25 protein-coding genes are annotated in these 26434 nt (G+C 69.0%); 6 read left to right on the top strand and 19 right to left on the bottom strand.

Annotated elements, in window-relative coordinates; translation table 11 throughout:
• The 5 genes from ACXJKR_RS00655 to ACXJKR_RS00635 all read right to left on the bottom strand — a co-directional run.
• Positions 1-260, bottom strand: a 260-nt coding sequence (locus tag ACXJKR_RS00655) for a hypothetical protein (RefSeq protein ID WP_457319886.1), incomplete at its 3' end; no start/stop codon positions are given.
• Positions 253-1764 carry a GspE/PulE family protein gene (locus ACXJKR_RS00650; protein WP_056200563.1) on the bottom strand — a complete coding sequence of 504 codons (1512 nt, stop codon included), beginning with the start codon at positions 1762-1764 and terminating at the stop codon, positions 253-255. The genes ACXJKR_RS00650 and ACXJKR_RS00655, both read right to left, overlap by 8 nt.
• A complete protein-coding gene (locus tag ACXJKR_RS00645) occupies positions 1761-2957 on the bottom strand; it encodes a type II secretion system F family protein (RefSeq protein WP_457319884.1) in 1197 nt (398 codons plus the stop codon). The genes ACXJKR_RS00650 and ACXJKR_RS00645 overlap by 4 nt, the downstream gene beginning before the upstream one ends.
• Positions 2957-3379, bottom strand: coding sequence for a type II secretion system major pseudopilin GspG (gspG, locus tag ACXJKR_RS00640; RefSeq protein ID WP_457319882.1), 423 nt, complete (start codon positions 3377-3379; stop codon positions 2957-2959). Before gspG ends, ACXJKR_RS00645 begins: the two co-directional genes overlap by 1 nt.
• A 91-nt stretch (positions 3380-3470) precedes the next feature.
• Positions 3471-4844: a TIGR03790 family protein gene (locus tag ACXJKR_RS00635; RefSeq protein WP_457319880.1), complete on the bottom strand. Its 1374-nt coding sequence runs from the start codon at positions 4842-4844 to the stop codon at positions 3471-3473.
• A 423-nt stretch (positions 4845-5267) separates the two neighbouring features.
• Here ACXJKR_RS00635 and ACXJKR_RS00630 point away from each other — a divergent pair, with 423 nt between their 5' ends.
• Both ACXJKR_RS00630 and ACXJKR_RS00625 read left to right on the top strand, forming a co-directional pair.
• Positions 5268-6026: a sulfite exporter TauE/SafE family protein gene (locus tag ACXJKR_RS00630; protein WP_457319888.1), complete on the top strand. Its 759-nt coding sequence runs from the start codon at positions 5268-5270 to the stop codon at positions 6024-6026.
• Positions 6027-6062: 36 nt separating this feature from the next.
• Positions 6063-6881, top strand: a complete 819-nt coding sequence (locus ACXJKR_RS00625; protein ID WP_056200578.1) for an HDOD domain-containing protein — start codon at positions 6063-6065, stop codon at positions 6879-6881.
• 230 nt (positions 6882-7111) lie between these two features.
• Here the strand turns inward: ACXJKR_RS00625 and ACXJKR_RS00620 are convergent, their stop codons facing one another.
• The 6 genes from ACXJKR_RS00620 to ACXJKR_RS00595 all read right to left on the bottom strand — a co-directional run bounded on the left by ACXJKR_RS00620 (position 7112) and on the right by ACXJKR_RS00595 (position 13419).
• The gene (locus ACXJKR_RS00620; protein ID WP_457319878.1) at positions 7112-8098 is read right to left on the bottom strand and encodes a GGDEF domain-containing protein; all 987 of its coding nucleotides are present in this window, start codon (positions 8096-8098) and stop codon (positions 7112-7114) included.
• A gap of 116 nt (positions 8099-8214) precedes the next feature.
• Positions 8215-9105, bottom strand: coding sequence for an amino acid ABC transporter substrate-binding protein (locus tag ACXJKR_RS00615; RefSeq protein WP_457319877.1), 891 nt, complete (start codon positions 9103-9105; stop codon positions 8215-8217).
• Positions 9106-9205: 100 nt separating this feature from the next.
• Positions 9206-10306, bottom strand: a complete 1101-nt coding sequence (locus ACXJKR_RS00610) for a DUF484 family protein (protein ID WP_457319875.1) — start codon at positions 10304-10306, stop codon at positions 9206-9208.
• Entirely contained in the window at positions 10303-11211 is a 909-nt protein-coding gene (locus ACXJKR_RS00605) for a pseudouridine synthase (RefSeq protein WP_457319873.1), read from the bottom strand. The genes ACXJKR_RS00610 and ACXJKR_RS00605 overlap by 4 nt, the downstream gene beginning before the upstream one ends.
• 3 nt (positions 11212-11214) lie before the next feature.
• Positions 11215-12114, bottom strand: a complete 900-nt coding sequence (locus tag ACXJKR_RS00600) for a TIGR02285 family protein (RefSeq protein ID WP_457319871.1) — start codon at positions 12112-12114, stop codon at positions 11215-11217.
• 3 nt (positions 12115-12117) lie between these two features.
• Positions 12118-13419 (bottom strand): UDP-N-acetylglucosamine 1-carboxyvinyltransferase, encoded by a 1302-nt coding sequence (locus ACXJKR_RS00595; RefSeq protein ID WP_457319870.1) that lies wholly within the window; start codon positions 13417-13419, stop codon positions 12118-12120.
• A gap of 241 nt (positions 13420-13660) precedes the next feature.
• Here ACXJKR_RS00595 and ACXJKR_RS00590 point away from each other — a divergent pair, with 241 nt between their 5' ends.
• Together ACXJKR_RS00590 and ACXJKR_RS00585 are read left to right on the top strand one after the other, a co-directional pair.
• Positions 13661-15571: a TonB-dependent receptor plug domain-containing protein gene (locus ACXJKR_RS00590; protein WP_457319868.1), complete on the top strand. Its 1911-nt coding sequence runs from the start codon at positions 13661-13663 to the stop codon at positions 15569-15571.
• Positions 15559-16107 (top strand): YfiR family protein, encoded by a 549-nt coding sequence (locus ACXJKR_RS00585; RefSeq protein ID WP_056200601.1) that lies wholly within the window; start codon positions 15559-15561, stop codon positions 16105-16107. The genes ACXJKR_RS00590 and ACXJKR_RS00585 overlap by 13 nt, the downstream gene beginning before the upstream one ends.
• Before the next feature lie 11 nt (positions 16108-16118).
• Here the strand turns inward: ACXJKR_RS00585 and trhO are convergent, their stop codons facing one another.
• Positions 16119-16904, bottom strand: a complete 786-nt coding sequence (trhO, locus tag ACXJKR_RS00580) for an oxygen-dependent tRNA uridine(34) hydroxylase TrhO (protein WP_457319866.1) — start codon at positions 16902-16904, stop codon at positions 16119-16121.
• A 33-nt stretch (positions 16905-16937) separates the two neighbouring features.
• On the bottom strand, positions 16938-17303 hold the full coding sequence (locus ACXJKR_RS00575; RefSeq protein WP_457319865.1) for a VOC family protein: 366 nt from the start codon (positions 17301-17303) through the stop codon (positions 16938-16940).
• A gap of 88 nt (positions 17304-17391) precedes the next feature.
• On the opposite strand from ACXJKR_RS00575, the gene ACXJKR_RS00570 reads away from it, so the two are divergent.
• A complete protein-coding gene (locus ACXJKR_RS00570) occupies positions 17392-17700 on the top strand; it encodes a helix-turn-helix domain-containing protein (protein WP_056200609.1) in 309 nt (102 codons plus the stop codon).
• A gap of 29 nt (positions 17701-17729) precedes the next feature.
• On the top strand, positions 17730-18566 hold the full coding sequence (gene asd, locus ACXJKR_RS00565; RefSeq protein ID WP_457319863.1) for an archaetidylserine decarboxylase: 837 nt from the start codon (positions 17730-17732) through the stop codon (positions 18564-18566).
• Here the strand turns inward: asd and ACXJKR_RS00560 are convergent.
• The 6 genes from ACXJKR_RS00560 to ACXJKR_RS00535 all read right to left on the bottom strand — a co-directional run bounded on the left by ACXJKR_RS00560 (position 18508) and on the right by ACXJKR_RS00535 (position 26324).
• On the bottom strand, positions 18508-20805 hold the full coding sequence (locus ACXJKR_RS00560; protein ID WP_457319861.1) for a putative bifunctional diguanylate cyclase/phosphodiesterase: 2298 nt from the start codon (positions 20803-20805) through the stop codon (positions 18508-18510). The two genes, asd and ACXJKR_RS00560, sit on opposite strands and share 59 nt — an antisense overlap.
• Positions 20806-20905: 100 nt before the next feature.
• Complete coding sequence (locus tag ACXJKR_RS00555) at positions 20906-22300, bottom strand: glycoside hydrolase family 30 protein (RefSeq protein WP_457319859.1); 1395 nt, start codon at positions 22298-22300, stop codon at positions 20906-20908.
• Positions 22301-22307: 7 nt separating this feature from the next.
• Positions 22308-23363 carry an ABC transporter ATP-binding protein gene (locus ACXJKR_RS00550; protein ID WP_457319857.1) on the bottom strand — a complete coding sequence of 352 codons (1056 nt, stop codon included), beginning with the start codon at positions 23361-23363 and terminating at the stop codon, positions 22308-22310.
• Positions 23360-24214, bottom strand: a complete 855-nt coding sequence (locus tag ACXJKR_RS00545; RefSeq protein ID WP_457319855.1) for a carbohydrate ABC transporter permease — start codon at positions 24212-24214, stop codon at positions 23360-23362. Before ACXJKR_RS00545 ends, ACXJKR_RS00550 begins: the two co-directional genes overlap by 4 nt.
• Positions 24211-25089: a carbohydrate ABC transporter permease gene (locus ACXJKR_RS00540; protein ID WP_457319854.1), complete on the bottom strand. Its 879-nt coding sequence runs from the start codon at positions 25087-25089 to the stop codon at positions 24211-24213. The genes ACXJKR_RS00545 and ACXJKR_RS00540 overlap by 4 nt, the downstream gene beginning before the upstream one ends.
• Before the next feature lie 2 nt (positions 25090-25091).
• Positions 25092-26324: an ABC transporter substrate-binding protein gene (locus ACXJKR_RS00535; RefSeq protein WP_056200626.1), complete on the bottom strand. Its 1233-nt coding sequence runs from the start codon at positions 26322-26324 to the stop codon at positions 25092-25094.
• Positions 26325-26434: the final 110 nt, after the last annotated feature.

Below are 26434 nucleotides of genomic sequence, written 5' to 3'. Positions count from 1 at the left end.
ATCGCAAAGCGTTGCGCAGCGCTGCCGAAGTAATGGGCGAACTGCTGCTGGGCATAGGCCTGCACGGCGTCCAGATCGGCCAGCGGCAAGCCCGGCTCGGTGACCAGCTCGTGCAGGGCACGCGCGCTGACGACCACCTCCACGGCCGTGCCCGGCAGATCGCGGCACCAGGCCGCGAACTCGTCCCCGCCGGGCGTGACGAAGAGCCGCCGCGGCTTGGCCAGGCGTGCGGCGATTTGCCGGCGCAGGCGCTCACTCATCGAGGGTGACACGTTCCAGCTCCTCGAAAGTGGTGTCGCCGCGGCAGACCGCCGCCAGCGCCATCTCGCGCAGCGACTTCATGCCGCGGGCCTTGGCGGCCGCCTTGATCTCGGACATCGGCGCGCGCGCGGCAATCAGGTCGCGCAGGCCGTCGTCGAGCTTGAGCAACTCAGCCACCGCGCGCCGGCCTTTGTAGCCGGTGCCGCGGCAGTGGCCGCAGCCCTCGCCCTTCAGGAAGTTGCCGTTGATGACGCCATGTCTTGTCAGGGTCGCGGCATCGGGCGTGAACGGCCGGGCGCAATGCTTGCACGTCAGGCGAACGAGCCGCTGGGCCAGCACGGCGTTCAGCGCCGAGACCACGTTGTAGAGATCCAGCCCCATGTGCATGAAGCGGCCGATGACATCAAACGCGTTGTTCGCATGCACGGTACTGAACACCAGATGGCCCGTCAGCGCGGCCTGCACGGCGATCTGCGCCGTCTCGGCGTCACGGATCTCGCCGACCATGACGCGGTCGGGGTCGTGGCGCAGGATGGAGCGCAGGCCGCGCGAGAAGGTCAGGCCCTTCTTCTCGTTGACCGGGATCTGCACCACGCCGCTGAGCTGGTACTCGACCGGGTCTTCAATCGTGATGATCTTGTCGGCGCCGGTGTGGATCTCGGCCAGCGTCGCATACAGCGTCGTCGTCTTGCCGGAGCCGGTGGGGCCGGTCACCAGCAGCATGCCGTGGGGCTGGCGGGCCTGGTGGCGGATGGCGGCGCGCTCGTCGTCGCCAAAGCCCAGCGAATCGAGCGTCAGCGCGCCGGCGCGGGCGATGGCGGCGCGGTCCAGGATGCGGATGACGGCGTCCTCGCCGAACACGCTGGGCATGATGCTCAGGCGGAAGTCGATCTCGCGGCCCTGCACGCGCAATTTGAAGCGACCGTCCTGCGGCAGGCGGCGCTCGCCGATGTCGAGTTCGGCCATGACCTTGAGGCGCGACACCAGCTGCTCGGCCACCTGCGGGCTCTCGACCTGGCGCACCACGGCCATGACGCCATCAACACGGAAGCGGATCATCGCGCCGCGGGCCGTGCATTCGATGTGGATGTCCGACGCCGTGTCCTGCAGCGCGTCGTAGATGGTGGCGTTGAGCAGGCGCACGACGGGGCTGGCCTGCTCGCTCAGCGCCAGCGCCGACAGCTCCTCGGTGTGGTCTTCAATGGTGGTCAGCGCATCCTCGACGTCAGACAGYGCGCGGAAGTCGGCCTCGCCGGCGCCCAGGAAATGGGTCACCGCTTCGGTCGACGCACGCTGCCAACCCACCGGCGCATTCAGCCGCGACTCGACGCTCTGCAGCAGCATCGCGTCCTCATCGCGCTCGGCAAGCAGCACGCGCCTGTCGTCGGCGCCCACGGCCAGCACGGCACGCCAGCGCTGGGCCTGGGCTTGCGGCCACTGCTCGAAGTCCAGGTGCCAGGGGCCTTGCTCGGCCGGCAGCCAATCCGCCAGTGAAGTCGTCATTGGACCTGCTCCACCAGCTGGAAGATCGGCAAGTACATCAGCACGATGATCCCGCCGATCAGCACGCCCATGATCAGCATCAGCGCCGGGTTGACGAGGCGGGACAGCAGGTCGGTCAGCCGCGCTGCCTCTTCGTCGTGGAAGGCGGCGGCGCGCTCCAGCATGGCCGCCACCTCGCCGCTGCGCTCACCCACGCGCAGCATGCGTCGGGCCACCGGCGTGGCCAGGTCCTGCGAGTCAAAGGCGGCCGACAGCCGCTCGCCGCGCTCGATCTGCGCCGCTGCAGCCTGCACGGCAGCGCGCCAGGGTGCCGCGACCACGTCGACCACGATGCGCAGCGCCGCCAGCGCCGGCACGCCCGAGGCCAGCAGCATGGCCAGCGACCGATACAGCCGTGCCAGCGCCAGCACGCGCAGCCGCGGGCCCAGGCCGGGCAGCGTCCACAGCGCGGCCTGGGCGCGCTGGCGCACGATGGGCTGGCGCAGCAGCGTGAAGATCGCAAAGCCCACGGCTGCGATCCCGCCGATGACGAGGCCGGGATGCGCGCCGGCCGTCTGGCCGAACTCGATCAGCACACGCGAAGCCCACGGCAGGTCGGCGCTGGTCTGCTCCAGGATGCCGGCAAAGCGCGGCAGCACGTAGAGCAGCAGGAAAAGAATGACGAGGGAGCCGACACCGAGCAGCATCAGCGGATAGACCAGGGCCGCGACGAGGCGCGAGCGCAGCGCATCCACCCAGGCCAGGTAGCGTGCATGCTGGGCCAGCGCGGTCGACAGCTGGCCGGTCTTCTCGTTGGCCGCGACGATGGCGCAGATCAGCTCATCAAAGGCCTGCGGCTGCTGGCGCAGCGCGACCGACAGCGGCTGGCCCTGCTCGATCTGGGTGGTGACGGCGTCGAGCGCCGCGCGCACGCCGGGCTGGCCTTCCTTCTCGCGCAGCGTGCTCAGCGCTTCCAGCAGGGCGATGCCGGCGTCCAGCAGCACGGCCAGTTCCTGGCTGAAGAGCTGCAGGGGGAATTTGGCGTTACGGCGCCAAGGCTTCGCAACTTCGCTGGCGGCGGCCACCTCGCGCACCTCCAGCACATGCTGGGGCGATACGCCGAGCACAGCGGCCACGGCGGCGCGGTCGGGAGCCTCCACGCGCTCGGTGCTGACGGCACCGGCGCGCAGCACGCGGGTTTGGAATTGGGGCATCACCAGGACGTCAGATCGGCGTCCTCACCCTCGCCGCCGGGGCGGCCGTCCTTGCCGAAGCTCAGCAGGTCGTATTCGCCATGCTCGCCGGGGCTGCGGTATTGGTATTCGTTGCCCCAGGGGTCCTTGGGCACGGCCTTGGACAGGTAGGGGCCGGCCCACTTGGGCTCGTCGGCCGGCCGGGTGACCAGCACGGCCAGGCCCTGATCGGTGCTGGGGTAGCGGCCGACATCCAGGCGGTACTGGTCCAGCGATTTGGTCAGCGCGTCGATCTGGGCGCGGGTCGCCTTGACCTCGCTCTTGCCGATCTGGCCGAAGAACTTCGGGCCGACATAACCGGCCAGCAGGCCGATGATGACCATGACAACCAGCAGTTCAAGCAGGGTGAAGCCGCGCGGGCGGGCAGAAAAGGGGCGGGACATGGTCGGGCAGGGTACAGCGGGAGGGCGACTGTTCAACGGCGGGCGCCGCAGGGCAATCGGGATTTGACCGACCCGCATTCTCAGGGGCCGCTCACGAGGACTGGGCCAGCGTACAGGTATTGCCGGCGTTGTCCGTGCAGGGGCCTTGCCAGCGGATGCGTGTCGCCGCGGTCGGCGGCAGCGGTGCGCGGCCGTCCAGGGTCTGGCCCCGTACGCCGGTGAAGCTGGCCAGCGTCGTCCAGGTTGAGCCCTGCAGGTATTGCAGGCTGTAGCGACTGCCCGGCCGCAGGCTTCGTGTTTTGATCTGGTATTCGCCGGCGACGATGGCAAAACTGGGCGTATCGCGGAAGGGCTGGGCCAGCGGTTCGCCGACGAACAACCCCTGCCCCGGCCACTGCACCGCCTTCCAGTAGGCCTCGATGGCCGTTGCGCCGCGCCAGTACTGGTCGATGAGGACCGAGGCGCGCGAGAACTTCTGCTGCAGGTTGCAGGGCTCCTCCACCGTGCCGTAGCTGGCGGTTGCACCCGCGTCCAGCCAGGCCGTGATGGGCATCTGGCCGCCGCCCGAGGGCAGCACGCCGCCCGTTGAGGTCAGCGTGTCGGCCAGGGCACCGGCGCGGAATTGCAGCGACGACAGATTGGCGACGCTGCTCAACCCCGTCAGGTAGAACAGCATGCCGCTCTTGCTGGACAGCGCATTGGCGCTGGCCGGGCCGGCACTGTTGTCGACATAGTTCAGCGCCAGGGCGCCGCTCCAGGCCGCCGGCAGGCCGGCGAAATCGTTCCAGCGCGCGCTGCGGTCGTCGTCCGTCGTGCGCACCAGCCAGCCCTCGCCGGCTGGCCGGCTGCCATCGGCCGCAACGCCGCGGTTGATCAGCGCCTGGGCGGCCGCCAGCGTGCGTGCACCCAGCAGCATGGAGGGGCGCATCTGCAATTCGGCTTGCGGCCGGCGCGCCTCGCTGTCGTAGAGCGGCGAGGCGGCCGTGTTCGCGCAGGCCTCGGTCAATGGGCTGGGGTTGCAGTAGCGCGTGTCAAAACCGAAAGCCATCGCGCTGGTGATGCCCATGCTGCAGGCGCCAGTGACCCGGCTGGGGGCAGCCCAGGTCAGCAGCGTGGCCTGGATGCYGGCCGGCAATCTGGCATCGATGTCGGATTTCAACAACGCAAAGTCGGCCGCGGAAATCGCGTCCTGGGCTGTATTAACCCTTACGCGGATCAGATTCGCCGCCGGCACGCCACGCGCTGCCAGATAGGCGGCGCCGACGGCCTCGCTGAGGACATCACCCTCGGCCACGATGACGGCCAGGTCGGCGGGCGACAGGCCGTTGGCGGGCAGGGCCAGCGTCAAGGTCTGCCCCATGCCACCACCCCCGCCGCCGTCCCCTCCCGTGCCGCCGCCTCCGCCGCCGCAGGCACTCAGCAAGGTCATCAACAACGGCGGCAGCAAGCGGTTCAAAGAGCTCATGGGGGCCATTCTTGCAGCGCAGGTCGACCGTTAGTTGCGCACAATTTTGGTGCCTGCCCGCACCTTTCGCGGCCAGAGAACCCGGGCTTACCCCAGTGTCGTGCACCGTGGCGGGGCAATACATTTTCAGCACTCGACGCGGTTCCGGGCTCTGGTTCAGGACCGCCGGGCGGGTTGTGAGGAGACAAGACAAGCGCCAAGCGCACATGGTTGCTTCGTAACCCCGAAGACAATCCACCGGCCACCAAGGCACCCCTTGGTGGCCGTTTTCTTTGTGGGGCCGAAGGCTCCGGGGGGATGGCGATTGACCGGGCATCGAGCCCGGTCAGCATCGCCAGACGGGCCGGCTCGGGAGCGGCCCAGCGCTCGGCCCGATCAAGACACGACGGCCACGTTGCGCTCAGTGATAGAACCGAAGACATGCTGGAACTTCTGACCGTCGCCCTCGCCTCCCTGCTCGCAGGCTTCATTGACGCAGTAGCCGGCGGCGGCGGCCTGGTGCTGGTACCGGCGCTGTTCAGCACCTTCCCAAATGCTGCGCCAGCCACGCTGCTGGGCACGAACAAGGGCGCGTCCGTGTGGGGCACCGGCTGGGCGACGCTGCAATATGTGAAGCGGGTCGACCTGCCCTGGAAGCGCCTGATGCCGGCGGCGGTGCTTGCCGGCGTGGGCAGCTTCGCCGGCGCCTGGGTCCTGACCCTCGTCAGCGCCGACGGCCTGCGCAAGGCCTTGCCGCTGGTGCTGCTGGCGGTGCTGATCTACACCCTGGCCAAGAAGGACCTCGGCCGCGAGCACAAGCCGCGTTTTGCGGGCCGAGCCGAGGTGCTGGTGGCCGGCGGTATCGCGCTGGCCGTGGGCTTCTACGACGGTTTCTTCGGCCCCGGCACGGGCAGCTTCTTCGTCTTCCTGTTCGTGCGGCTGCTGGGTTACGACTTCCTGCACGCCTCGGCGACGGCCAAGCTGATGAACCTGCTGACGAATGCGTTCGCGATCGCCCTGTTCGTCAGCAAGGGCCACATCTGGTGGCAGGTCGCGGCGGTGATGGCGGTAACCAACGTGGCGGGCAGCCTGCTCGGCACCCGGCTGGCCCTGAAACATGGCGCCGGCTTCGTGCGCGGCGTCTTTGTCATCGTCGTCGGCGCTCTCATCCTCAAAACAGCCTGGGACGCCTTCTTCCGCTGATCTACCATCAAGCATTCCCTAGCGCCCTTATTCACCATGCCCGTCGATCCTCAACTGCGCAATCTGGACATCGAGATCCCGACCCAGCCCGAGGTCCTGGTCAAGCTCTCGCTGCTGATGGCAGCCGAGGACATCGACCTGCAGGCCATGTCCTCCCTGGTCGAGACCGACATGGCCCTGGCGGCCGCCGTCATGAAGGCGGTCAACTCCTCGCTGTACGGCCTGCGCGGCCGGGTGCAGACCGTGCACCAGGCGCTGACCTACCTGGGTATGCGCGAGGTCGCGGCCATCACCTTCGAGATGGGTCTGCGCGCCGCCTTCCCAGCCGCAGCCGAGCTGGAGCAAGTCTGGTCGCGCGCCTCGCAGCGTGGCCTTCTGATGGGCCGCATGGGCCAGATGCTGGGCGTCGACCCCTGGGCCGCCCACTCGGCCGGCCTGTTCGAGGAATGCGGCAAGGCGGTGCTCTATCGTCATGCGCCGACGCACTACCCGGCCATGCTGCGCGCCGCCCCCCGCGATGCCGAACTGGTGGAGCTGGAGAGGACGGCTTTTGGCGTCAGCCATGACGCACTGGGTGCGGCCCTTTGCGAGAGCTGGGGCCTGGCCCCGGCGGCTGTGGCCAGCGTGCGCTATCACGTCGAGATCCAGGCCTCGCTGACCATGCCGGAAAGCCTGGCCCGGCGCAGCGTCGCCGCCATCTCGACGGTCGCCTGGGCCCTGCTCGGCCATCCGGACCAGCTCGATGAGATTGCCAGTCAGATCGCACCCCAGGCGCAGCTGGACGAGACCCTCGTGTTGCGCGCGGCCCGCCGCGTCAACGAGCAACTGCTGGCTGCTCAAGAACACGGTCGCTGAAGCGTCCGGGCCGAGCGCCGGGCCGCTCCCAAGCCGGCCCGTTTGGCGATGTGCTTGCGGCTCGAAGCCGCAAGCATCGCCGTCCCCTCGGGGGCTGAGGCCGGACACATTACGCCCAGTGGGCGTGATGTGCCTGCCGAAGAGCTGCGGCACTGCCGCAGCGCGGTCTGCAAGACCGRCCAGGYTGGCGCGCGTTCAGCGCCGCCAGACTGGRCGAGGGGCCAGTGGTTTCAGGCCGCGAGGCTGAGCCGGTCTCGCCCGGCGTGCTTGGCGATATAGAGCGCCTCGTCAGCCGCCTGCAGCAGCGCTTGTGCGCTCAGATACGGATGGGCCGGGCTGGCCGCCGCCAGKCCGACGCTCAGCGTCAAACTGCCCTGGCCATCCGGCAGGCGCAGCGCCCGCAGTTCATCCCGCAATGACTCCAGCACGCCCTGGGCCTCGGCCATGCCGAAGCCGGGCAGCAGGGCGACGAACTCCTCGCCGCCCAGGCGGGCGACGACATCGGTGTCGCGCTTGAAGCGCTCGCTCAGCAGGCTCGCGACGCGCTGCAAGGCCGTATCGCCGACGGCCGTGCCATGGATGAGGTTGAACTGCTTGAACTGGTCCAGGTCCAGCACCGCCAGCGCCAACAGGCCTCGCAGCCGCTGGGCCCGCTTGAATTCACGGCGCAGGGCCTCGTCGAAGGCGCGTTGGTTGGCGATGCCGGTCAGCGCATCGATGCGTGCGAGGCTGGCGAGCTCGCGTTGGTTGGCCTCCAGGGCGCTGTGGGCCTCCTGCAGCAGATGACGCTGCTGGGCCAGCTCGCGCCGGAGCTCGCGGGCGGCCTGGTCCTGCTGCCACAGCGAGCCGCGGGCGCGCAGCATGGCGTGGCCGATACGGTCCAGCTCGGCGGCGAGGCCGGGCGTTGGCACAGCGGCTTCGGGCGTCAGCGGCACCGGGGCCGATTCCATGGCCTCGCAGCCGGCCGCCAACCGGCGCAACGGCCGCAGCAACAGGGCCTCGATGAGGATGAGCTGGGCGGCGCTGAGCAGCAGCACCAGCCAGGCCGTGCGGGCCAGCCCCTCGGCCGGAGACTCGTAACTCCCCAGGCTCCACTCGAAGACGGCGACGATGGCAGCGGTCAGCAGGGGCACCGCGAGCGTCAACCGCAGCCGCAGCGAACCCAGCCGGCGCGTGCTGACGTGGTTCAGGGGTTCGGCAAGGGAATCGGTGCTCATCGGTGAGGCGGACTGCGGAACAAATTGTCACGGCCGCAGCGCGCCCTGTGCAGGCTGTTGTCTCGGGGTTTGTCAGGGGTCGCGACGCCTCGAGAAACCCAGGTGGCTTCGCTCCCTCAGTAGGGCACCTGATCCGACGGGTACTTCCAGAAGTCCTTCAGCAGATAGTTCATCGGCAGGTTCAGCGCCTTGTTCTTGGGCGGAATCGGCTTCATGAACCAGCGCTCGTAGATGGCGTGCGCCTCATGGCTGGTGATGAGGCGCTTCATCTCGTCGTCAACGATGGCCTTGAGCTCCGGGTCGTTCTTGGGCAGCACGATGGCCAGGGGCTCGATGGTCAGGAACTTGCCGACGACGCTGAACTTGGCCGCATCGGGCCGCGCCGAGACGATGCCGTAGAGCAGCACGTCGTCCATGACGAAGCCATCCGCCTGGCCGGCGGCCAGCATCTCCATGGCCTTGGCGTGATCGGGGGCTTCGATGATGTTGATGTGCAGGGCGCGCTCGTTGTTGGCCTGGGTGATGGACTTCAGCGGCGTCGTGCCTTTGGTGGAGACCAGCGTCTTGCCGTCGAACTGGGCCAGCTCGGCAATGCCGCTGTCAGCCCTGACGAGGTAGCGCGCACCGGTGATGTAGTGCGGCACCGTGAAGGCGACCTTCTCGCGGCGCTCGGCGTTGTTGGTCGTCGAGCCGCATTCCATGTCGGCCTTGCCCTCGGCCACCATCTGGATGCGGTTGGCCGGCGTCACCAGCAGGAATTGCGGGTTCAGCGTGCTCATCTTCAGCTTCTTGCGCACGCCTTCGGCAAGCTTGAGGCAGAGATCCACCGCATAGCCGACCGGCCGGCCATCGGGCAGCAGGTAGCTGAAGGGCACGGACGACTCGCGATGCGCCAGCACGATGCGGCCGCTGGCCTGGATGCGCTCCAGCGCCGGGCCGGCTTCGGCCGTGGCAGCAGCGCCGAGGCCGGCGGCGAAGGCGAGGAGGAGCGGCGACAGGGTTTTCATGGCTGAGCCATTGTGATCCAGACCCTTGGAACCGACCCATGCGAAGTTGGTGTCGGTTGATGCTTGCGGCCCCCGGCCCAACAAGCCGCAGCGGCATCGTTCACGATGCAGCGGCAGTGGCGGCGCCAATATCCTCTGTCACCGTGCGGTTGCGCCCCGCCCGCTTCGCTTCGTAGAGCGCCCTGTCCGCCGCGGCCAGCAGGTCGGTGAAGCTCGTGGCGCTGGCCGGCAGCATGGCCAGGCCGACCGACAGCGTCGCGCTGACGGTGCCACCATCGGGCGTCACGAAAGGCGCCTCCTGCACCATCAGGCGGATGCGCTCCGCCACCTCGCAGGCACCCGTCAGGTCGGTGCGTGGCAGCAACACGATGAACTCCTCGCCGCCGTAGCGCGCCGCCAGATCGCCGGTGCGCAGCGAACGCAGGATCAGCCCGCCAACCTGGCGCAGCACCTCATCGCCGACCGGATGGCCGTGGCCGTCGTTGATGGCCTTGAAGTGGTCGATGTCCAGGAACAGGCAGGCCAGCGGGTATCGATGGCGCACGGCCTGGCTGAACTCGATGAGGCTGCGGTGGTCGAAGTAGCGGCGGTTGTGCACGCCGGTGAGGCCGTCCGTCATGCCGGCGCGGCGCAGGCGCTCGCGGTTGAGCATGCTCTCGATGGCTATTGCCGCGATGGCCGACAGGCGGTCGAGGAACTTGGTGCCCGAGGCGGCGTCGTAGCGTTCGGGGTCGCGCGAGCCCAGGTGCAGGCTGCCGATCAAGAGGCCCTGGCGGATCAGCGGCAGCAAGGCCGCGGAACGCACGCCGGCTTGCATGTCGAAGGCCTTGGCGAGCAGCGCCKCGTCCGGGCCCGGGCCGATGAGGCGGGCCGTGCGCGCGGCGCCGAACAGGTCCTTCAGCGGGCCATGGCTGTCCAGCAGTCGCGGCGCCTTGATCATGGGCAGGGCCGGCAGGGCGCGGCGCAGCTCTTCCTCGGGGTCCAGCAGCCAAAGCTCGGCGGCGTCCAGGCCGAAGTCGTCGCGGCAGTCGACCAGCAGCAGGTTGACCAACTCCTCCATCGAACTCACCGCGATGAGGCGGCGCTCCAGCGCGTCGAAGCGGTCCAGCTTGCGCTCATTGGCCTTGGCGGCGTCAAGCAGGGACTGCAGCTGGCGGCGCAGTTCCTGGACCTGGGCTTGGGGATTGGGCGGCGCGTTCATTCCGGCGCGATTGTGAGGGCCGCGCGTTCGAAGCTCCGCGGCTGGCCTGTAACGGGGTCCATGAATGCAATCGCCCGCGCCACCAGCTGCAGCGGCGCGTCAAAGCGCGGCGGGTTCTCGTGAGGCTGCAGCACGGGGTAGATGCGGTCGCCGACGAGCGGCAGACCCAGGGCATTCATCTGCACGCGCAACTGGTGACGCAGCCCCGTGTGGGGACGCAGCTCGTAACGCGCCAACCCATCGGGCAAGAGCTCGACGAGATCGATCCAGGTCTCGGCGTTGGGTTCGCCGTTGACGACCTGCATCTGCATGAAGTTGTCGCCCCCCGGCTCCTCCAGGCGGTGCCGCACCACGCGCGGCCAGGGGCCGGGGCCGAGCGGCGCAATGGCGTCGTAGACCTTGGCGACGGCACGCTCGCGGAACAGGCGGTGGTAGGCGTCGCGCTCGTCACGGCGGAGGTTGAAGACGACGAGGCCCGCCGTCTCGCGGTCCAGCCGGTGCACGGGGTTGAGGTCCGCCAGGCCGGTGGCGTGGCGCAGACGTGCCATCAGCGTCTGCCGAGCGTAGATGCCGCTGGGCGTCACCGGCAGGAAATGCGGCTTGTCGGCGACAAGGAGGTGCTCGTCCTGGAAGACGATGCGCTCCCCGGCCGGGATGTCGGGCTCGACGTCCAGGTGGCGCCAGTAGTAGACGCGCCGACCGCCACGGTAGGGCGAGTCGACGACCGCGTGGCCGGCGTCGTCCACCACGTCGCCGCGCGCGAGGCGTTCCGGCCAGTCGACCACGCGCGGCAGGCGCTCGGCGAGGAAGGCGGCCATGGAGCCCCAGGGCCCGGCGGGACAGAACACGGCACTTGCCGCGACGCCTTCGCGCAGCGGCAGGACCGGCTTGGGCGGTCTCGCCACGGCCTATTCGATGCGCGGCCCGCCGCGGGCGCGTTCGTCCATGTAGGCGTTCAGCCGCTTCATGTCCTGGGGCTCGGCACGGTTGCCGCGCCATTGACGCACCCAGGCCTCGCGGTTGGGCTCCCGGGCGAGCTTGCGCACCGCGGCGTCGATGGCCTCGATATGCCGCCTGCCCTGCGGCGTGCGGCTGCAGGAGACCGTGGCCAGCAACGTGCTCAGGCCCTCGGCCACCGGCAGCGCCACCAGGGCGCCGGGGTCGCCGACGCGGACCAGGTATTCCTTGACGACGCTGGGGTACTCCAGCGTGTAGTCCATGCGGCCGGCGCGCAGCATGTCCAGCAGTTGGGTGCTGAGCTGGGCGCCGACGGCCAGCCGTGGCACGACCTGGTGTGACAGCAGGCTGTCGATCTGCGCGCCGAAGGCGCGGTCCCGTGCCAGCAGCAGGCGCATGTCATGGCGCTTGAGCAGGTCGGCCAGCACGAGGCGGCCGTCCCCGGGCCGGGCCTGGGACAGCTCGGCCAGCCGCTGGCGCGGCACGATGACATGGATCTCGCGCGAGATCAGCGGCGGGTAGAGGTGCGAGAAATAGAGCCACTRCAGGCGCTCGGGCGTGCGCACATGCAGGGTCGAGCACAGGGTCTCGCCGCGGCGGCTCTCGGCCTCATAGCGGGCGGTGCTGGCCTCGACGAACTCATGCCGGAACTCGGGCATGCGCGCCAGCAGCACGCGCATGAAGCCGTCCACCTCGCCGTGGCCCAGCTCGGCCGCGCTGCGCGGCGGCTGGCCCTGCACGAAGCTGAAGTGCGGCGGCACGTCCTGCGCCACCCAGCGGATGGTGTCGGCGGGCGGCGCGGCTTGGGCGGCCGAAGCCACCAGGCATGCGGCCGCACACAGCTCACGCAACACTCAATCTCCCTCGACCCACTCCATGCGCGCCCCGAGTTCGCCGATGTGCTCGACGAAATTGGGGTGGGCGCGGCGGATCGGCGTCGCGTTCTTGATCACGCTCTTGCCGGGAATGCTGGCCGCCACCATCAGCAGCGCGATGGCGACGCGGATGATGTAGGGGCTCTCGACCTCGGCCGGGCTCAGCGGCTTGCCGCCGAAGGTGATCATGCGGTGCGGATCGCTCAGGAAGGCATGGGCGCCGAACTTGGCCAGCTCACTGGTCCAGCCCATGGCGCCGTCATAGACCTTGTTCCAGAACATCACGCTGCCTTCGGCCTTGACACCCAAGGCCACGAAGATGGGCAGCAGGTCCACCGGCACATAGGGCCAGGGCGCGGCTTCCACCTTCTGCAGGATGTTGCGCGTGAAGGGCTCCTTCACCTTCAGCGGCCCGTTCGTGACGCAGCGGCTCCAGCCGTCCTCGTGGACGATCTGCACGCCGAACTTGGCGAAGGTGCGGTCCAGCAGCGGGAACATCTCCGGCGCGCCGTTTTTGACCTGCACGTTGCCGCCGGTGATGGCGCCCAGGGCCAGGAAGGTGACGATCTCGTGGAAGTCTTCGGTGAAGGTGTAGTCGGCGCCGCCAAGCTCCTGCACGCCGGTGATCTTCAGCTTGGACGTGCCATGGCCCTCGATCTTTGCGCCCAGCAGCGACATGAAGTTGCAGAACTCCTGCACATGCGGCTCGCTGGCGGCGTTGGTCAGCGTGGAGACGCCGTCGGCCAGTGCCGCGCACAGCACGAAGTTCTCGGTCGTCGTGACGGAGGCGTAGTCGGTCCAGTGATGGTTGGCCGTCAGCGGGCGGTGCACGCGCAGCACCAGGCCGTCGGGCAGGCGCTGGACCTGGGCGCCGAAGCGCTCGAACACCTCGACGTGCGGATCGATCTCGCGTGCACCCAGCGTGCAGCCCTTGACGTCGTCCTCGATGCGGGCGGCGCCGAAGCGGGCCATCAGGCCCGGCACCAGCATGATGGAGGAGCGCATCTCCTCGGGCAGGCGGTCGGTGGCCGGGTCGAAATGCGTGTCGCGGTGGTGGACGTCGAGGATGCCGGTCTTGAAGTCCAGTTCGACCTGCGAGCCGAGCTTGCGGAAGACCTCGACGATCTTCTTGACGTCGGTGATCTCGGGCACACCGCGCAGGCGCACCGGCTGCCTGGTCAACAGCGTGGCGCAGAGGATGGGCAGTACGGCGTTTTTGTTCGCCGAGGGAATGATGCGGCCCGAGAGGGGCGTGCCGCCGTGGACGATCAGATGAGACATCGAATGAGGGGATTTCGGTGCGCGCAAGCGGCGCGCGGTGGCATTGTCGGCGTTTGCGGCGCGGCGCATCCGCCGCCGCCCGGAAGCTTTGTTCCGAACTGGGGGAATCAATCTTCCGCCGCGGGGTCCGGCCGCGGGTCTATCCAGCGGCGCCGGCGACGCCGCATCCAGCGGACAGCGTTGTTATGCTGGCGCGACCAGTCCGGGTCATTTCAGACCTCCGACGACAGGGAGGTGATCCGTGCGCCAGCCAACTGACGAGGACAAGCCTCGCCCCACCCGCCGCCGAGCCGGCGGCAGCGCCGTGCTGCTGGCGCTGCTGGCCGCCCCCGCAACGGCGCAGGACCTGAGCGATCTGTCGCTGGAGCAGCTGTCCAACATCGAAATCAGCTCGGTGTCGCGGCGTATCGAGAAGCTGGCGCAGGTGCCGGCTTCGCTGTACGTGATCAGCGCCGAGGCGATACGCCGCTCAGGCGCGCGCAGCCTGCCCGAGGCGCTGCTGCTGGCGCCCAACCTGCAGGTCGCGCGGCTCAACGCCAACCAGTACGCCATCAGCGCCCGGGGCTTCAACGACTCGGTGGGCAACAAGCTGCTGGTGCTGATCGACGGCCGCACGGTCTACGCGCCCTATTTCTCGGGTGTGCAATGGGACCAGCAGGACGTGCTGCTGGACGACGTCGCCCGCATCGAGGTCATCAGCGGCCCGGGCGGCAGCGTCTGGGGCACGAACGCGGTCAATGGGGTGATCAACATCATCCGCCGGCCGGCCGCGGACACGGGGCTGCTGCTGCGCGCCGACGCCGGCACCGACGAGCGCTCGGCCGCGCTGCGCCTCGGCGGCAAACTGCCGCTGCAAGGCGACTGGCGCGCCTACGCCAAGCTGCTGCAGCGCGATGCCACCGAGACCGAAGCCGGCGTGGCCGTGACGGACAAGTCGCGACGCTGGCAACTGGGCTGGCGCGCCGACTGGCTGAGCGGCGAGGACGGGCTGACCGTGCAGGGCGACGTCTACCGCGGCGATACGGCAGACCGCCTGAGTGGCACACGCAACCTCGGCGGCGTCAGCACGTCGGGGCAGAACCTGCTGGCGCGCTGGACTGGCCGGCTGGACGGCGGCTCGCGGCTGCGCCTGCAGGCCTACTACGACCATGTGCGGCGCGAGGACACGATCCTGTACAGCCCGCGCTTCACGGTGCTGGACCTGGAGGCGCAGCACAGCTTGGCCTGGGGCGCGCACCAGATCGACTGGGGCGGCGGCTGGCGGAGCTCGCGCGACCACATCGCGCCGGGGCTGGTGTTCGGCTTCGTGCCCGAAAGCGCGCGGCAGCAATGGCACAACCTGTTCGTGCAGGACGAGCTGACCCTGGCGGACGGCTGGCGGCTGACGGCGGGCACGAAGTTCGAGCACAACGACTACACCGGCTGGGAGACGCTGCCGTCGCTGCGCCTGGCCTGGTCGCCGTCGGCGCGCTGGCAGTGGTGGGCCTCGCTGTCGCGCGCGGTGCGCGCGCCGGCCCGGCTGGACCGCGACCTGCGCCTGCCGCCCAAGCCGCCCTTCATCATCGCGGGCGGGGCCGACTTCGTGTCGGAGGTCGCGCGCGTGGTCGAGCTGGGCCACCGCGGCCAGCCGAGCAGCACGCTGAGCTATGCGCTGACGCTGTACCAGCATGACTGGCAGAAGCTGCGCAGCGGCCAGCCGCCGCCCAACGCCGTGGTGCAGAACATGATCGCCGGCAACAGCTGGGGCCTGGAAGCCTGGGCGCACTGGCAGCCGCTGCCCTGGCTGCGCTGGAGTGCCGGCTTCAATGCCCTGCAACAAGATCTGGCCGTGCAGCCGGGCAGCCGCGACCCGGTGGGGCCGTCCGCGCTGGGCAACGACCCGCCGCGGCAATGGCAGCTGCGCGCCACGCTGCAGCCGGCGGATCGCCATGAGCTGGACGTGGCGCTGCGCCATGTCGCCGCGCTGCCGAAGCCGGCCGTGCCCGCCTACACGGTGCTGGACTTCAACTACGGCTGGCGCGCCACCCCCACGCTGGCGCTGACGCTGGGCGGCCGCAACCTGCTGCATGGCCGCCATGCCGAGGCCAATGCTGCGCCGGGCCGCAGCGTCTTCGGGCCCGAGGCCTACGCGCAACTGCGGTGGACCCCGTGACACCGGCGCGGCGCAGGCCGCTGCTGGCCTTCGCGCTGGGCTTGCTGACGGCCGGCATGAGCCATGCACAGACCGACGATGCCGGCGGCGAGGTGCGCATCAAGGCCGAGTTCCTCTACAAGTTCACGGCCTATGTGGATTGGCCCGACGGCGCGCTGGGTGCTATCGATGCGCCCTTTGTCATCGGCGTGCAGGGCTCGGAAGCCATGCTCGGCGAGCTGAGCCAGACCCTGCAGGGGCGCACGGTGCAGGCGCGGCCGGTGCAGGTGCGGCGCGTGCGCGCGGCCGATGCCGACCCGGCCGTGCACCTGCTATTCCTGGCTCAGGGCGAGACGGCCAGCGCACGGCGCGGGCTGCTGCTGGTCAGCGAGGGCGCTTCCGGCGAGGCCTCGCCGCGCGCCGGCGCCATTCAGTTTCTGGTCGTTGGCGGGCGCGTGCGTTTCGATGTGCTGCTTGACGGCGCGGAACGCGCTGGCCTTCGCATGAGCTCACGGTTGCTGTCCGTCGCTCACAAGGTGCATGCGGCGGCGCGCTGAAGCTGCGGACGTCAGTCCTCGGGATCCAGCCGCCGCGCCCGCGCCAGCCGCCAGGCGTCGGCCGGGTCGCTGAAGACTTGCTCGGCCGTCGTGCCCGTCTCGCGGCCGGCGGCATCGATGGCGATGCGCTTGTCGAAGACGTAGCACTCGCCCTGCCAATCGGCTGCGGCGTCGGGAAAGGCTTCGAGGAAGCCCAGGATGCCGCCGTCGAGCTGCGCGACCTTCAGGCCCTGGGCCTGCATCCACGCTGCTGTCTTCTCGCAGCGGATGCCACCGGTGCAGTACATCGCGACCGTCTTGCCCTGCCATTCGTCGCGGTGTGCCTCGACATAGGCCGGGAAGTCGCGGAAGTGGGCCACGCCGGGGTCGATGGCGCCGCGGAAGCGCCCCAGCTTGAACTCGAAGGCGTTGCGGTTGTCGAGGACGACGGTGTCGGGGTCGGCCAGCAGTTCGCGAAAGCGCTGTGGGCTGACATGGGTGCCGGTGTCCTCGCCGCTGACACCGGGAATGCCGAAGGCGACGATCTCGCGCTTGACGGAGACCTTGAGCAGACTGAAGGGCGAGCGCTCGCAGGCGTTGTGCTTGCAATGCAGGCCGGCGAAACCAGGCTGCTGCTGGAGCAGCGCTTCAAAAGCTGCCACCACCTCGGCCGGGCCAGCCACCGCGGCGCTCAGGCCTTCCCCGGCCACCAGGATGACGCCGCCCAGACCGGCGGCGGCCTCGCGCAGCCAGGCGGCGAAGGCGGTGGGGTCGGCGACCGGCGTGAAACGGTAGAAGGAGCTGTGGACCAGGGGCATCGGCGCGGATTGTCGCGCCCGGCTGCCGGGGCCTCAGCTGGAGGACAGCACGAAGACGTTGCCTTCGGAGTCCTTGAACTTGGCGAACGTCCCCCAGGGCTGGGCCGTCGGCGGCGCGACGAACTCGACGCCGCGCTGCTGCAGCTGCCGGCAGGTCGCCTCGACGTCGTCGCAGGCGATGGCGCCGTTGAAGAAGGTGCCGATGCGATCCTCGTGGCCTTCGGGCGTGAACAGCACGACGCGCGTGGCCGAGTGGCCGACGCGCAGCTCGATCCAGCGCTTGCCCGGGCCCATGGGCTGGTCGGTAGCAACGGCGAAGCCGAGCTGGTCGCGGTAGAAGGCCAGCGCGCGGGCCGGGTCGGCGACGGGAACGCCGATGAATTTGACGTGGGTGATCATGGTGGCGGCTCGAAGCTGTTGGACGTGGCGCCCATTCTGGAAGCGCCCGGGCGGATCGCGTCCGATGGCTGCTATAGCATTGATCGCTATGCACAAACCGATCGCCCACCAGATCGACGCCTATGTCGTCGACACGCTGATGGCCGACCTCTGCGGCCATGACCGGCGGCCCTCGGCCTTTCTCGTCTACCTCTGCCTGGCCTGCGAGGCCCAGCGACGCCGCGCGGAAGCCGTGCCGCTGAGCCTGCAGGAGATCGCCACGCGCACCGGCCTGGCCAAGTCGACCGTGCAGACCGCCATCCGCCACCTGAAGCGCCGCGGCCTGCTGGACGCCGATCAGGTCGCGACGACGGCGGCCCCGCTGCGCCGGGTCGTCATGCCGTGGCGCGACTCCTAGAATCCTCGACCGCAATTCGGCCCCTTCCCATGTCCGACCGCCTCAAAGTCCTGCCCCAATACCTGATGCCCAAGCAGGCGATGACACGCCTGGCCGGGCATTACGCGTCCAAGCCGCTGGGTGGCGTGACGACCTCGGTCATCCGCCGCTTTGTCGGGCGCTACGGCGTCAACATGGCCGAGGCGGCCGAGCCCGACATCACGGCCTACAAGACCTTCAACGACTTCTTCACCCGGGCGCTGAAACCCGGCGCGCGGCCGCTGGCCGATGCTCCGCTGATCTGCCCGGTGGACGGCTCGATCAGCCAGGTGGGCCGCATCCAGGGCGACCAGATCTTCCAGGCCAAGGGACAGGCCTTCACGACGACGGCCCTGGTCGGCGGCGACGCGCAGCTCGCGGCGCGGTTCAAGGACGGCCTGTTCGCCAACCTCTACCTCAGCCCCAAGGACTACCACCGCATCCACATGCCGGCCGCCGGGCGGCTGGTGCGCATGGTGCATGTGCCGGGCGAGCTGTTCTCGGTGAACCCGACGACGGCGCGCGGCGTGCCGGGGCTGTTTGCGCGCAATGAGCGCGTCGTCTGCGTGTTCGATGACGACACCTTGGGTCGCTGGGTGCTGGTGCTGGTCGGCGCCACCATCGTCGGCAGCATGGCCACGGTCTGGCATGGCGTCATCAACCGCGCCGGCCCGGTACGCGAGTGGGACTACACACCTGGACAAGCGACGCTGGCCCAGGGCGACGAGATGGGCCGTTTCCTGCTCGGCTCCACGGTCGTCATGCTGTTCGAGAAGAGCGGCCTGCAGTTCAACCCGGCGTGGCAACCGGGAGGCTCGGTCCGGATGGGTGAGCTGATGGCGAGCTGAGAAGCGCCGCAGCTGCAGCGGGCGCCAGGGGCTTGGCCAACAGCCAGCCCTGCAGATGTGTGCAGCCCAAGGCCTCGACCTCGGCGGCCTGCGCCTCGGTCTCGACGCCTTCCGCCACGATGGCCAGGCCCAGCGCCTGGGCCAGCACGCAGGCCGCGCGCACGACGGCGCCGGCGGACGGCTCGGGCAGTGGGTCGATCATGCTGCGATCAAGTTTGAGTGTGGTGATGGGCAGGCGGCGCAGCAGGGTCAGCGAGCTCTGACCGGTGCCGAAGTCGTCGAACGCCACGCCCACGCCGGCGTCGCGCAGCCGGGCAAGCTGGGGCAGCACACGGTCCATGTGCGTCATCGCGGCGGTCTCGGTGATCTCGACCTCGATCAGCGTCGGCGCCAAGCCATGCGCGCGCACCAGGTCCAGCACCCAATCGGCAAAGCCGGTGTCCTCGAACTGCAGCGGCGACACATTCACGGCCACCGGCATCACGGCCAGGCCCTGCTGCTGCCAGGCACGCAGTTGCTGGGCCGCCTGGCGCAGGATCAGCGCGCCGAGCGGCACGATCTGGCCTGTGCGCTCGGCGGCGGGAATGAAGTCCGCCGGGCTGACGCGGCCGCGCCCGGGGCGCTGCCAGCGCACCAGGGCCTCGAAGCCCGCCAGGCGGCGCGTGCCGGCCTCGAATTTCGGCTGGTAGTCGAGCTGGAACTCCTCGCGCTCGATGGCCGCGGCCAGGGCCTGTTCGATCTCCAGCAGGCCGCCCGCCGCTGCCGACATGCCGGGCCGAAAGGCAACGACGGCCGCGCCGGCCTGCTGCTTGGCCTGGTGCATGGCCACATCGGCCGCACGCAGCAGGGCCGCGCCGTCCCGGCCATGGGCGGGGAAAAGCGCGATGCCGACCGACAGGTGCACATACAGGGCCCGGTGGGCAACGGCAAAGGGCGCGTTCATCAGCGCCAGCAGGCGCTGGCCAACCAGCAGGGCGCCCGCGTCGTCGTCGACGCCGGGCTGCAGCAGCAGGAACTGGTCTTCGCCCAGTCGTGCCAGCAGGGCCTCGGGCGGCAGGGCCTCGCGCAGGCGTGTCGCGATGGCCTGCAGCAGCGCGTCGCCGGTCTCGTGGCCCAGGCTTTCGTTGACGAGCTGGAAGCGGTCCAGGTCCGCCGACAGCAGCGCGAATCCCGGGCTGCCGGGCACCGTCAGCTCGGCCAGGCGGGCCAGGGCGGCGTGGCGGTTGGGCAGGTCGGTCAGCTCGTCATGCAGGGCCTGGCGGCGCAGCGCCTCGATGGCGCGCTGGCGCGCGGTGTCGTCCAGCATCAGCACCAGCAGGGCCGGCCCACCCTCCCATTCGATATAGCTGGAGCTGCCACGCAGATAGACGGCCTGGCCATCGCTGCGGTAGCGCTCGCCCTCCCAGGCGATCTGGCCGCTGCGCTCCTGCAGCAGGCGTTGGTAGCGGGCGCGCGCGGCCTCGATGTCGGAAGTGGYGATCAGCGGGCCGATGGGGCCGATGTCCTCCACGCGGTCGAAACCGAACATGGCCAGCGCCGCCGGGTTGGCATAGACGGCCCGCGCCTCGCGCACGACAAGCAGACCCTGCATGGACTGCTCGTAGAGCTGGCGCAGCTGCGAATTGACTCGCTGCGTCTCGTGATGGGCGCGGCGCACCGACAGCAGGATCAGCGCCATGGCCAGCACGGCCTGCACATAGGTACCGAGGATGTGGGTGATGGGAGAGCGGGCCAACGGGTCCAGCAGCGGGCCGCTGAGGTGCACCAGGCCGGAGGCCGCAAAGCAGCCGGCGACGAAGCGCTCGCCGGTCGCCCCATCCCGCCACAGCCAGGCGGTGGCCAGCCAGGCGCCGGCGGTCAGGATCAGGGCAGCGGCAACGACGGCATGGCGCTGCTGCACCAGCGCCAGCGCCAGGATGAAGCCGAGCAGGGACGCGAACAGCGGCGCGTTGCGCCGCCAGCGCCAGAGCCGGCCGCGGTAGCGCGCCGCGCCAGCCAGTTGCAGAGCCAGCGAGGCGATGACGGCCGCCGTCGCCACGGTGGCCTGGAGCTTGTAGTGCACGGACTCCGGGTCCGGCGGCACGAGGGCGATGCCCAGCGTGAGGCCCACGGCGAGCAGGACATGGCTCCAGCCCCAGTCGCTGATGTGGGGATGACCGGGCTCCAGCCGCGCCAGCACCAGCAGCGCCACGCCAAGCAGGGCGATCAAGCTGGTGCTGATCAGCAGGGATCCCGTCATCGGCCCATCCTAGCCAGGATGGGCCGCGCCACGTGACATCAGTCACGCGCCGAGTCGTTAGAACTCAGGACGGATGTCACGCGCGGCCAGCGCCCAGCGGTCACCAGGTGAAGGTCACGACGCCGCTGGCCGGCAGCTCGTAGCTGAAGCGCCGGCCCGGCGCCTGCACCGTGAAGCGGCGGGGCGCGCCGGCGGAGTTGCTGACGATCAGCGCCGTGCTGCCATCCGGGTTCGTGAACGCGACGTGGTCCAGGCCCGTCTTCTTGCCCTCGCCGCCTTCCGAGTCGATGCGCCGTGCGCCCTGCTGCACGAAACGGCTGGCGTGGCCGAAGGCGTAGTACTCGATGTTGCGCGTGACCTTGCCGGTCTTGGGGTCGATGGTGACGACGCCACGGCAGTCCTTGCAACCGCCCAGGTGCGGGCCGTATTGCGGGTCCAGCGCCAGGTTCCACATCAGCACGCCACGAGCGCCGTGGCGGGTGCTGCCGATGATGAGGTTGCGCGTGATCCAGGGCAGTGTCTCGGCCCACTGCGGCTTCCATTCGCCGCCGGAACACTCGGTGAACCAGACGTCCAGCTCGGGGAAATGCTGGGCCACCTGGGACTGCGCCGCCACGTCGCCCGCGTAGCAATGCCAGGCCACGCCGGAAACGTATTTGCGCGCCGTCGCATCGGACAGCATGGACAGCGGGCTCCACGGCTCGTCCCAGTTGTGATCCCACTCCAGGATCTGCGTCTTCAGGCCTTGGGCTTTGAGCAACGGGCCGAGGTGCTGGCCGACGACGGTCGCGCGCGTGGCCGGCGTCATGCGCATGCCGGGGTAGTCGGGCGGCTCGAAGTGCGGCTCGTTCTGCAGCGTCAGCGCAAAGATGGGCACGCCCTCGGCGCGCATGCTCTCGACGTAGCGCACCATGTAGCGGGCAAAGGCGCCGTAGAACTCGGGCTTGAGCTGCCCCTGCACGAGGCTGTCGGTCGTCTTCATCCAGCCCGGCGCGCTCCATGGCGAGGCCATGACCTGCAGTTTGGGGTTGAGCGCCAGGGCCAGCTTGACGACGGGGATGACGTCGGCGCGTTCGGTGTTGAGAGAGAAGTTTTTCAGCTCGGGGTCGGTCTGGCCCGGCGGCATGTCGTCGAGGCTGTAGTGGCGGCGCGAGAAGTCCGATGCGCCGATCGTGAGCCGAGTCAACTCGAAGCCCAGGCCGTTGTCTTCCCGAGTGAACAGCTCGCGCATCAGCGCGTCGCGCTGGGGCTCGCTCATGCCGTGGCGGATCAGCCAGGCCGAGCCCTCGGTGATGGCCGCTCCGAAGCCGGCGATGCGCTGGTGCTGGCGCTTCGGGTCGATGCGGATCACGGCATCGGCCTTGTTGGCGGACTTGCTCACTTCGCTTGGCGCCAGCAATTGCTGCTGGTCGGCGGTCGTCAGAAAAGCCCGCACAGTTTCAGCGTTAGCGACGCTGGCGAGCGCGGCTGTCAGGGCGAGCAGAAGGATCTTCATGGCGGTTTCAGCTCAGGCGTTGTTCACTGGCGGCGTCGAAGACGCTGAGCGCCGACTCGTCGATGTCGAAGGCCAGCTCGTCGCCGGCCAAGATGCGGCGGCCGTCGTGCACCAGGACCGAGAAGCCCTGCTCGCCCAGCTTCATCCAGACGACCTGGTGGTTGCCCATGGGCTCGACCAGCTGCACCGTCGCGCGCCAGCGGCCATCCGACTGCAGGCGCACGTGTTCCGGCCGCACGCCAAGGACGAGGCCCTGGCCCGCCTTGACGCGGCCCTCGGCCAGCTGCAGAGGCAGCGCGCCTTCAAGCGAGCGGCCGTCGGCACCGACCCGGGCCGGCACCATGTTGATGGCGGGCGAACCGAGGAAGCCCGCGACAAAGAGATTGGCCGGGCGCTCGTAGACCTCGCTGGGCGTACCGATCTGCTGGATGACGCCGCTCTTCATGACGACGATGCGCGAGGCCAGCGTCATGGCCTCGACCTGGTCGTGGGTCACGTAGATCATCGTGTTGCCCAGCGTCTGGTGCAGCAGCTTCAATTCGCGGCGCAGCTCGGCGCGCAGCTTGGCGTCGAGGTTGGACAGCGGCTCGTCGAACAGGAAGACGCCGGCCTCGCGCACCAGCGCCCGGCCGATGGCGACGCGCTGGCGCTGGCCGCCGGACAGCTGAGCCGGCTTGCGGCTAAGAAGCGGCGTCAGCTGCAGCATGTCGGCCGCGCGCTTCACGCGGCGCTCGATCTCGGCCTTGGGGATACCGGCCACGCGCGGGCCGAAGGACATGTTGCGCTCCACCGTCATCGTCGGGTACAGCGCATAGCTCTGGAAGACCATGCCGATGCCGCGCTCGGAGGGCTCGGCATYGGTCATGTCCTGGCCGCCGATGTGGATGCTGCCTGCGCTCACGTCGATGAGGCCGGCGATGCTGTGCAGCAGCGTCGACTTGCCGCAGCCCGAAGGGCCGAGCAGCACGAGGAATTCGCCCTCGACGACCTGGAGGTCCAGGTTCTTGATGACCTCGTTGTGGCCGAACTTGATGCTCAGACCTTGGATGTTCACGCCACTCATTTGACTGCGCCCGCTGCAATGCCGCGCACGAACCAGCGGCCGGAAATCAGATAGACCAACAGGGGCACGGCGGACGTCAGGATCGTCGCGGCCATGTTGAGGTTGTAGAGACGCTCACCCGTCGTCGTGTTGATGACGTTGTTGAGCTGCACCGTCATCGGCTGGTTCTCGCGGCCAGCGAAGGTCAGGCCCAGGATGTAGTCATTCCACACGCCGGTGATCTGCATGATGGCCGCGACGATCAGCATCGGCGTGGACATCGGCAGCACCAGCTGCGCGAAGATGCGCCAGAAGCCGCCGCCATCCACGCGCGCCGCCTTGAACAGCTCGGTCGGCAGGCTGGCGTAGTAGTTGCGGAACAGCAGCGTCATGATGGGCATGGCGAACACCAGGTGCACGGCGACGATGCCGGGCAGGCTGCTGTAGATGCCGATGGCCGCTTCCAGCTTGACGAGCGGATAGATCATCACCTGGATGGGGATGAAGGCGCCCATCATCAGCACGCCGAACAGCCACTGGCCGCCCTTGGGCTTCCACCAGGAGAGCGCATAGCCGTTGATGGCACCCAGCAGGATGGGCAGGATGACCGACGGCACCGTGATGGCCACCGAGCTCCAGAAGCCGCCGCGAATGCCTTCGCAGCTGACGCCCGTGCAGGCTTCGCTCCAGGCGGCACGCCAGGCGCCCAGCGAGGGCGCCGACGGCAGCGCGAAGATCTGGCCGAGGCGGATCTCCTCCATGCTTTTGAACGAGGTCGTCAGCATCACGTACAGCGGCAGCAGGAAGAAGGCCGCGGCGAAGAGCAGGAAGGCGTAGACGCCGATGCGGGCCCAATGCTTGGTGCGCTTCATGCGTGGCCTCCCTTCGCGGCCTGGCGGCTGCGGGCATAGGCGAGCGGCGCGACCAAGGCGAGGACCGTGAGCAGCAACACCACAGCACCCGCCGAAGCCAGCGCGAGGTTGGCGCGACCAAAGAGATGGTCCATGATGAACTTGGCCGGCACGTCACTGGCCGTGCCGGGGCCTCCCTGGGTCATGGCGACGACGGTGTCGAAGACCTTGACGACGCCCGTGGCCAGCAGCGTGAAGACGGTCGCCAGCGTCGGGCCCATCATGGGCAACACGACGGACAGATACACGCGCCAGGTCGGAATGCCGTCCAGCCGCGCCGCCTTCCAGATCTCCTCGTCGATGCCGCGCAGGCCGGCCAGCATCAGCGCCATCACCAGCCCCGCACCCTGCCAGGTGCCGGCAATGACGACGGTGTAGATGACCATGTCCTGGTCAACGATCCAGTCGAAGCTGAAATCCTTCCAGCCCATCTGCTGCATCGCGTTCTGCAGGCCGCTGTCGGGGTTGAGCACCCATTGCCAGACCAGGCCGGTCGCGACGAAGGACATCGCATACGGGTACAGGAAGGCGGTGCGCAGCACGCCCTCGCCGCGCACCTTCTGGTCGATGAAGACGGCCAGCAGAAAGCCCAGCAGCATGGCCGCGACGATGTAGAGCACACCGTAGACGGCGAGGTTGTGGATGGCGAGCTGCCAGCGATCGTTGTCGAGCAGGCGTTCGAACTGCTGCAGGCCGACGAAGTCGTCCTTGGGGAAGGTGCGCGAGCTGGACACGGAGGTGCGCAGCGTCCACAGCACCGTGCCGACATAGCCGACGAGAACGATGACGGCCAGGGGCAGCAGCGCGCCCCAGGCCGCGAGGGAACGGCGTTTCATCGTCAGGACTTCAGCGCGTTGACGATGTCCTTCTGGACCTTCTCGACCGGAATGTTGCGGTTCCAGTAGCTCGTCAGCACGTCCTGCAGGGCGCCGTTCTGGTCGGGCGTGATGTAGATCTCGCCGTTGCCGAGCTGGCGCGACTTGTCCTTCATCGCGGCCACGCCCATCTGGGCGCACATGTCCATCTGGCTGACGTCGACGTCGGTGCGGATGGGGATGGAGCCCTTCTTCATGCTGAAGGCGACTTGCGTGGCGGGCTGGGTGATGACGCTGGCCAGCAGCTGCTGGGCCTTGACCTGGTCGGGCTTGTCGGTCTTGGGGAAGACCATCACGTCGCCCTGGATGATGTAGGGCGCCTTGGGGCCGAAGCCCGGGGCGCAGCCGTAGTCCTTGCCGGCCTCCTGCTTGGCCTGGGCGAACTCGCCCTTGGCCCAGTCGCCCATGATCTGCACGCCGCCGCGGCCGCTGATGAGCATGGCGGTGGCGTCGTTCCAGTTGCGGCCGGGCGAGCCCTTGTCGGTGTAGCCCTGCAGCTTCTTGTAGGCCAGCAGCACCTTCTTGAAGTCCTCGCCCAGGATGGCCTTGGGGTCGCGGTCGCGGAAGATCTTGAGATACAGGTCGCGGCCGCCGTAGTGGGCCAGCACGGCCGTGAAGACGATGCCGTCCTGCCAGGGCTGGCCGCCATGGGCCAGCGGCACAAGGCCGGCGGCCTTGAGCTTGTCCAGCGCCCCAAACAGCTCATCGAAGTTCTTGGGCTCTTCCGCGATGCCGGCCTTCTTGAAGGCGGCCTTGGAGAACCAGAACCAGGTCATGTTGTGGATGTTGACCGGCGCGGCGTAGTAGTGGCCGTTGACGCGGATGGCGCTCAGCACGGTCTCGGGCAGGAACTTGTCCCAGCCGTCGCGCTGGGCCACCGCGTCGACGTTGTTCAGCAGGCCCTGGTCGACGATGTCGCGGAACTGCTGGGTGGTGTTGAACTGGGCGGCCGTGGGCGGGTTGCCGCCGGCGATGCGGTTGATGGCGACCGAGCGAGCCTGCTCGCCCAGGGCGACAGCCGTGTCGACCCAGATGCCGCCCTGGGCCTTGTAGGCCTCGGCCAGGGTCTTGGCGGCGGCGGACTCGCCCCCCGAGGTCCACCAGTGGATGACTTCGGCCTTGAGGGGTTCGGCGGCGTTGGAAGCGGTTGCAACGAGCAGCGCAACAGCGGCCAGGGCATGGCGGGGGAACTTCATCTTGTCTCCGGATCTTGTGGGGCAGCGTGCGCAGTTTGCCCTGGCGCGGCTGAACGCGCCTGAGGGAGGACCCTGTAATATTTCATTTAGAAACCGCCTGTACCCTTTAA

This window comes from Roseateles sp. P5_E11, from assembly GCF_054049355.1.
The sequence above is the reverse complement of the archived record's forward strand: the minus strand, read 5'-3'. Positions and strand labels throughout refer to the sequence as shown.

Bases quoted from the DNA above. Each gene is read 5' to 3' on its own strand.
- ACXJKR_RS00645 (WP_457319884.1), bottom strand. From the start codon at position 2,957: ATGCCCCAATTCCAAACCCGCGTGCTGCGCGCCGGTGCCGTCAGCACC.
- gspG (WP_457319882.1), bottom strand. From the start codon at position 3,379: ATGTCCCGCCCCTTTTCTGCCCGCCCGCGCGGCTTCACCCTGCTTGAA.
- ACXJKR_RS00625 (WP_056200578.1), top strand. From the start codon at position 6,063: ATGCCCGTCGATCCTCAACTGCGCAATCTGGACATCGAGATCCCGACC.
- ACXJKR_RS00615 (WP_457319877.1), bottom strand. From the start codon at position 9,105: ATGAAAACCCTGTCGCCGCTCCTCCTCGCCTTCGCCGCCGGCCTCGGC.
- ACXJKR_RS00595 (WP_457319870.1), bottom strand. From the start codon at position 13,419: ATGTCTCATCTGATCGTCCACGGCGGCACGCCCCTCTCGGGCCGCATC.
- trhO (WP_457319866.1), bottom strand. From the start codon at position 16,904: ATGCCCCTGGTCCACAGCTCCTTCTACCGTTTCACGCCGGTCGCCGAC.
- ACXJKR_RS00575 (WP_457319865.1), bottom strand. From the start codon at position 17,303: ATGATCACCCACGTCAAATTCATCGGCGTTCCCGTCGCCGACCCGGCC.
- ACXJKR_RS00570 (WP_056200609.1), top strand. From the start codon at position 17,392: ATGCACAAACCGATCGCCCACCAGATCGACGCCTATGTCGTCGACACG.
- asd (WP_457319863.1), top strand. From the start codon at position 17,730: ATGTCCGACCGCCTCAAAGTCCTGCCCCAATACCTGATGCCCAAGCAG.
- ACXJKR_RS00555 (WP_457319859.1), bottom strand. From the start codon at position 22,300: ATGAAGATCCTTCTGCTCGCCCTGACAGCCGCGCTCGCCAGCGTCGCT.
- ACXJKR_RS00545 (WP_457319855.1), bottom strand. From the start codon at position 24,214: ATGAAGCGCACCAAGCATTGGGCCCGCATCGGCGTCTACGCCTTCCTG.
- ACXJKR_RS00540 (WP_457319854.1), bottom strand. From the start codon at position 25,089: ATGAAACGCCGTTCCCTCGCGGCCTGGGGCGCGCTGCTGCCCCTGGCC.
- ACXJKR_RS00535 (WP_056200626.1), bottom strand. From the start codon at position 26,324: ATGAAGTTCCCCCGCCATGCCCTGGCCGCTGTTGCGCTGCTCGTTGCA.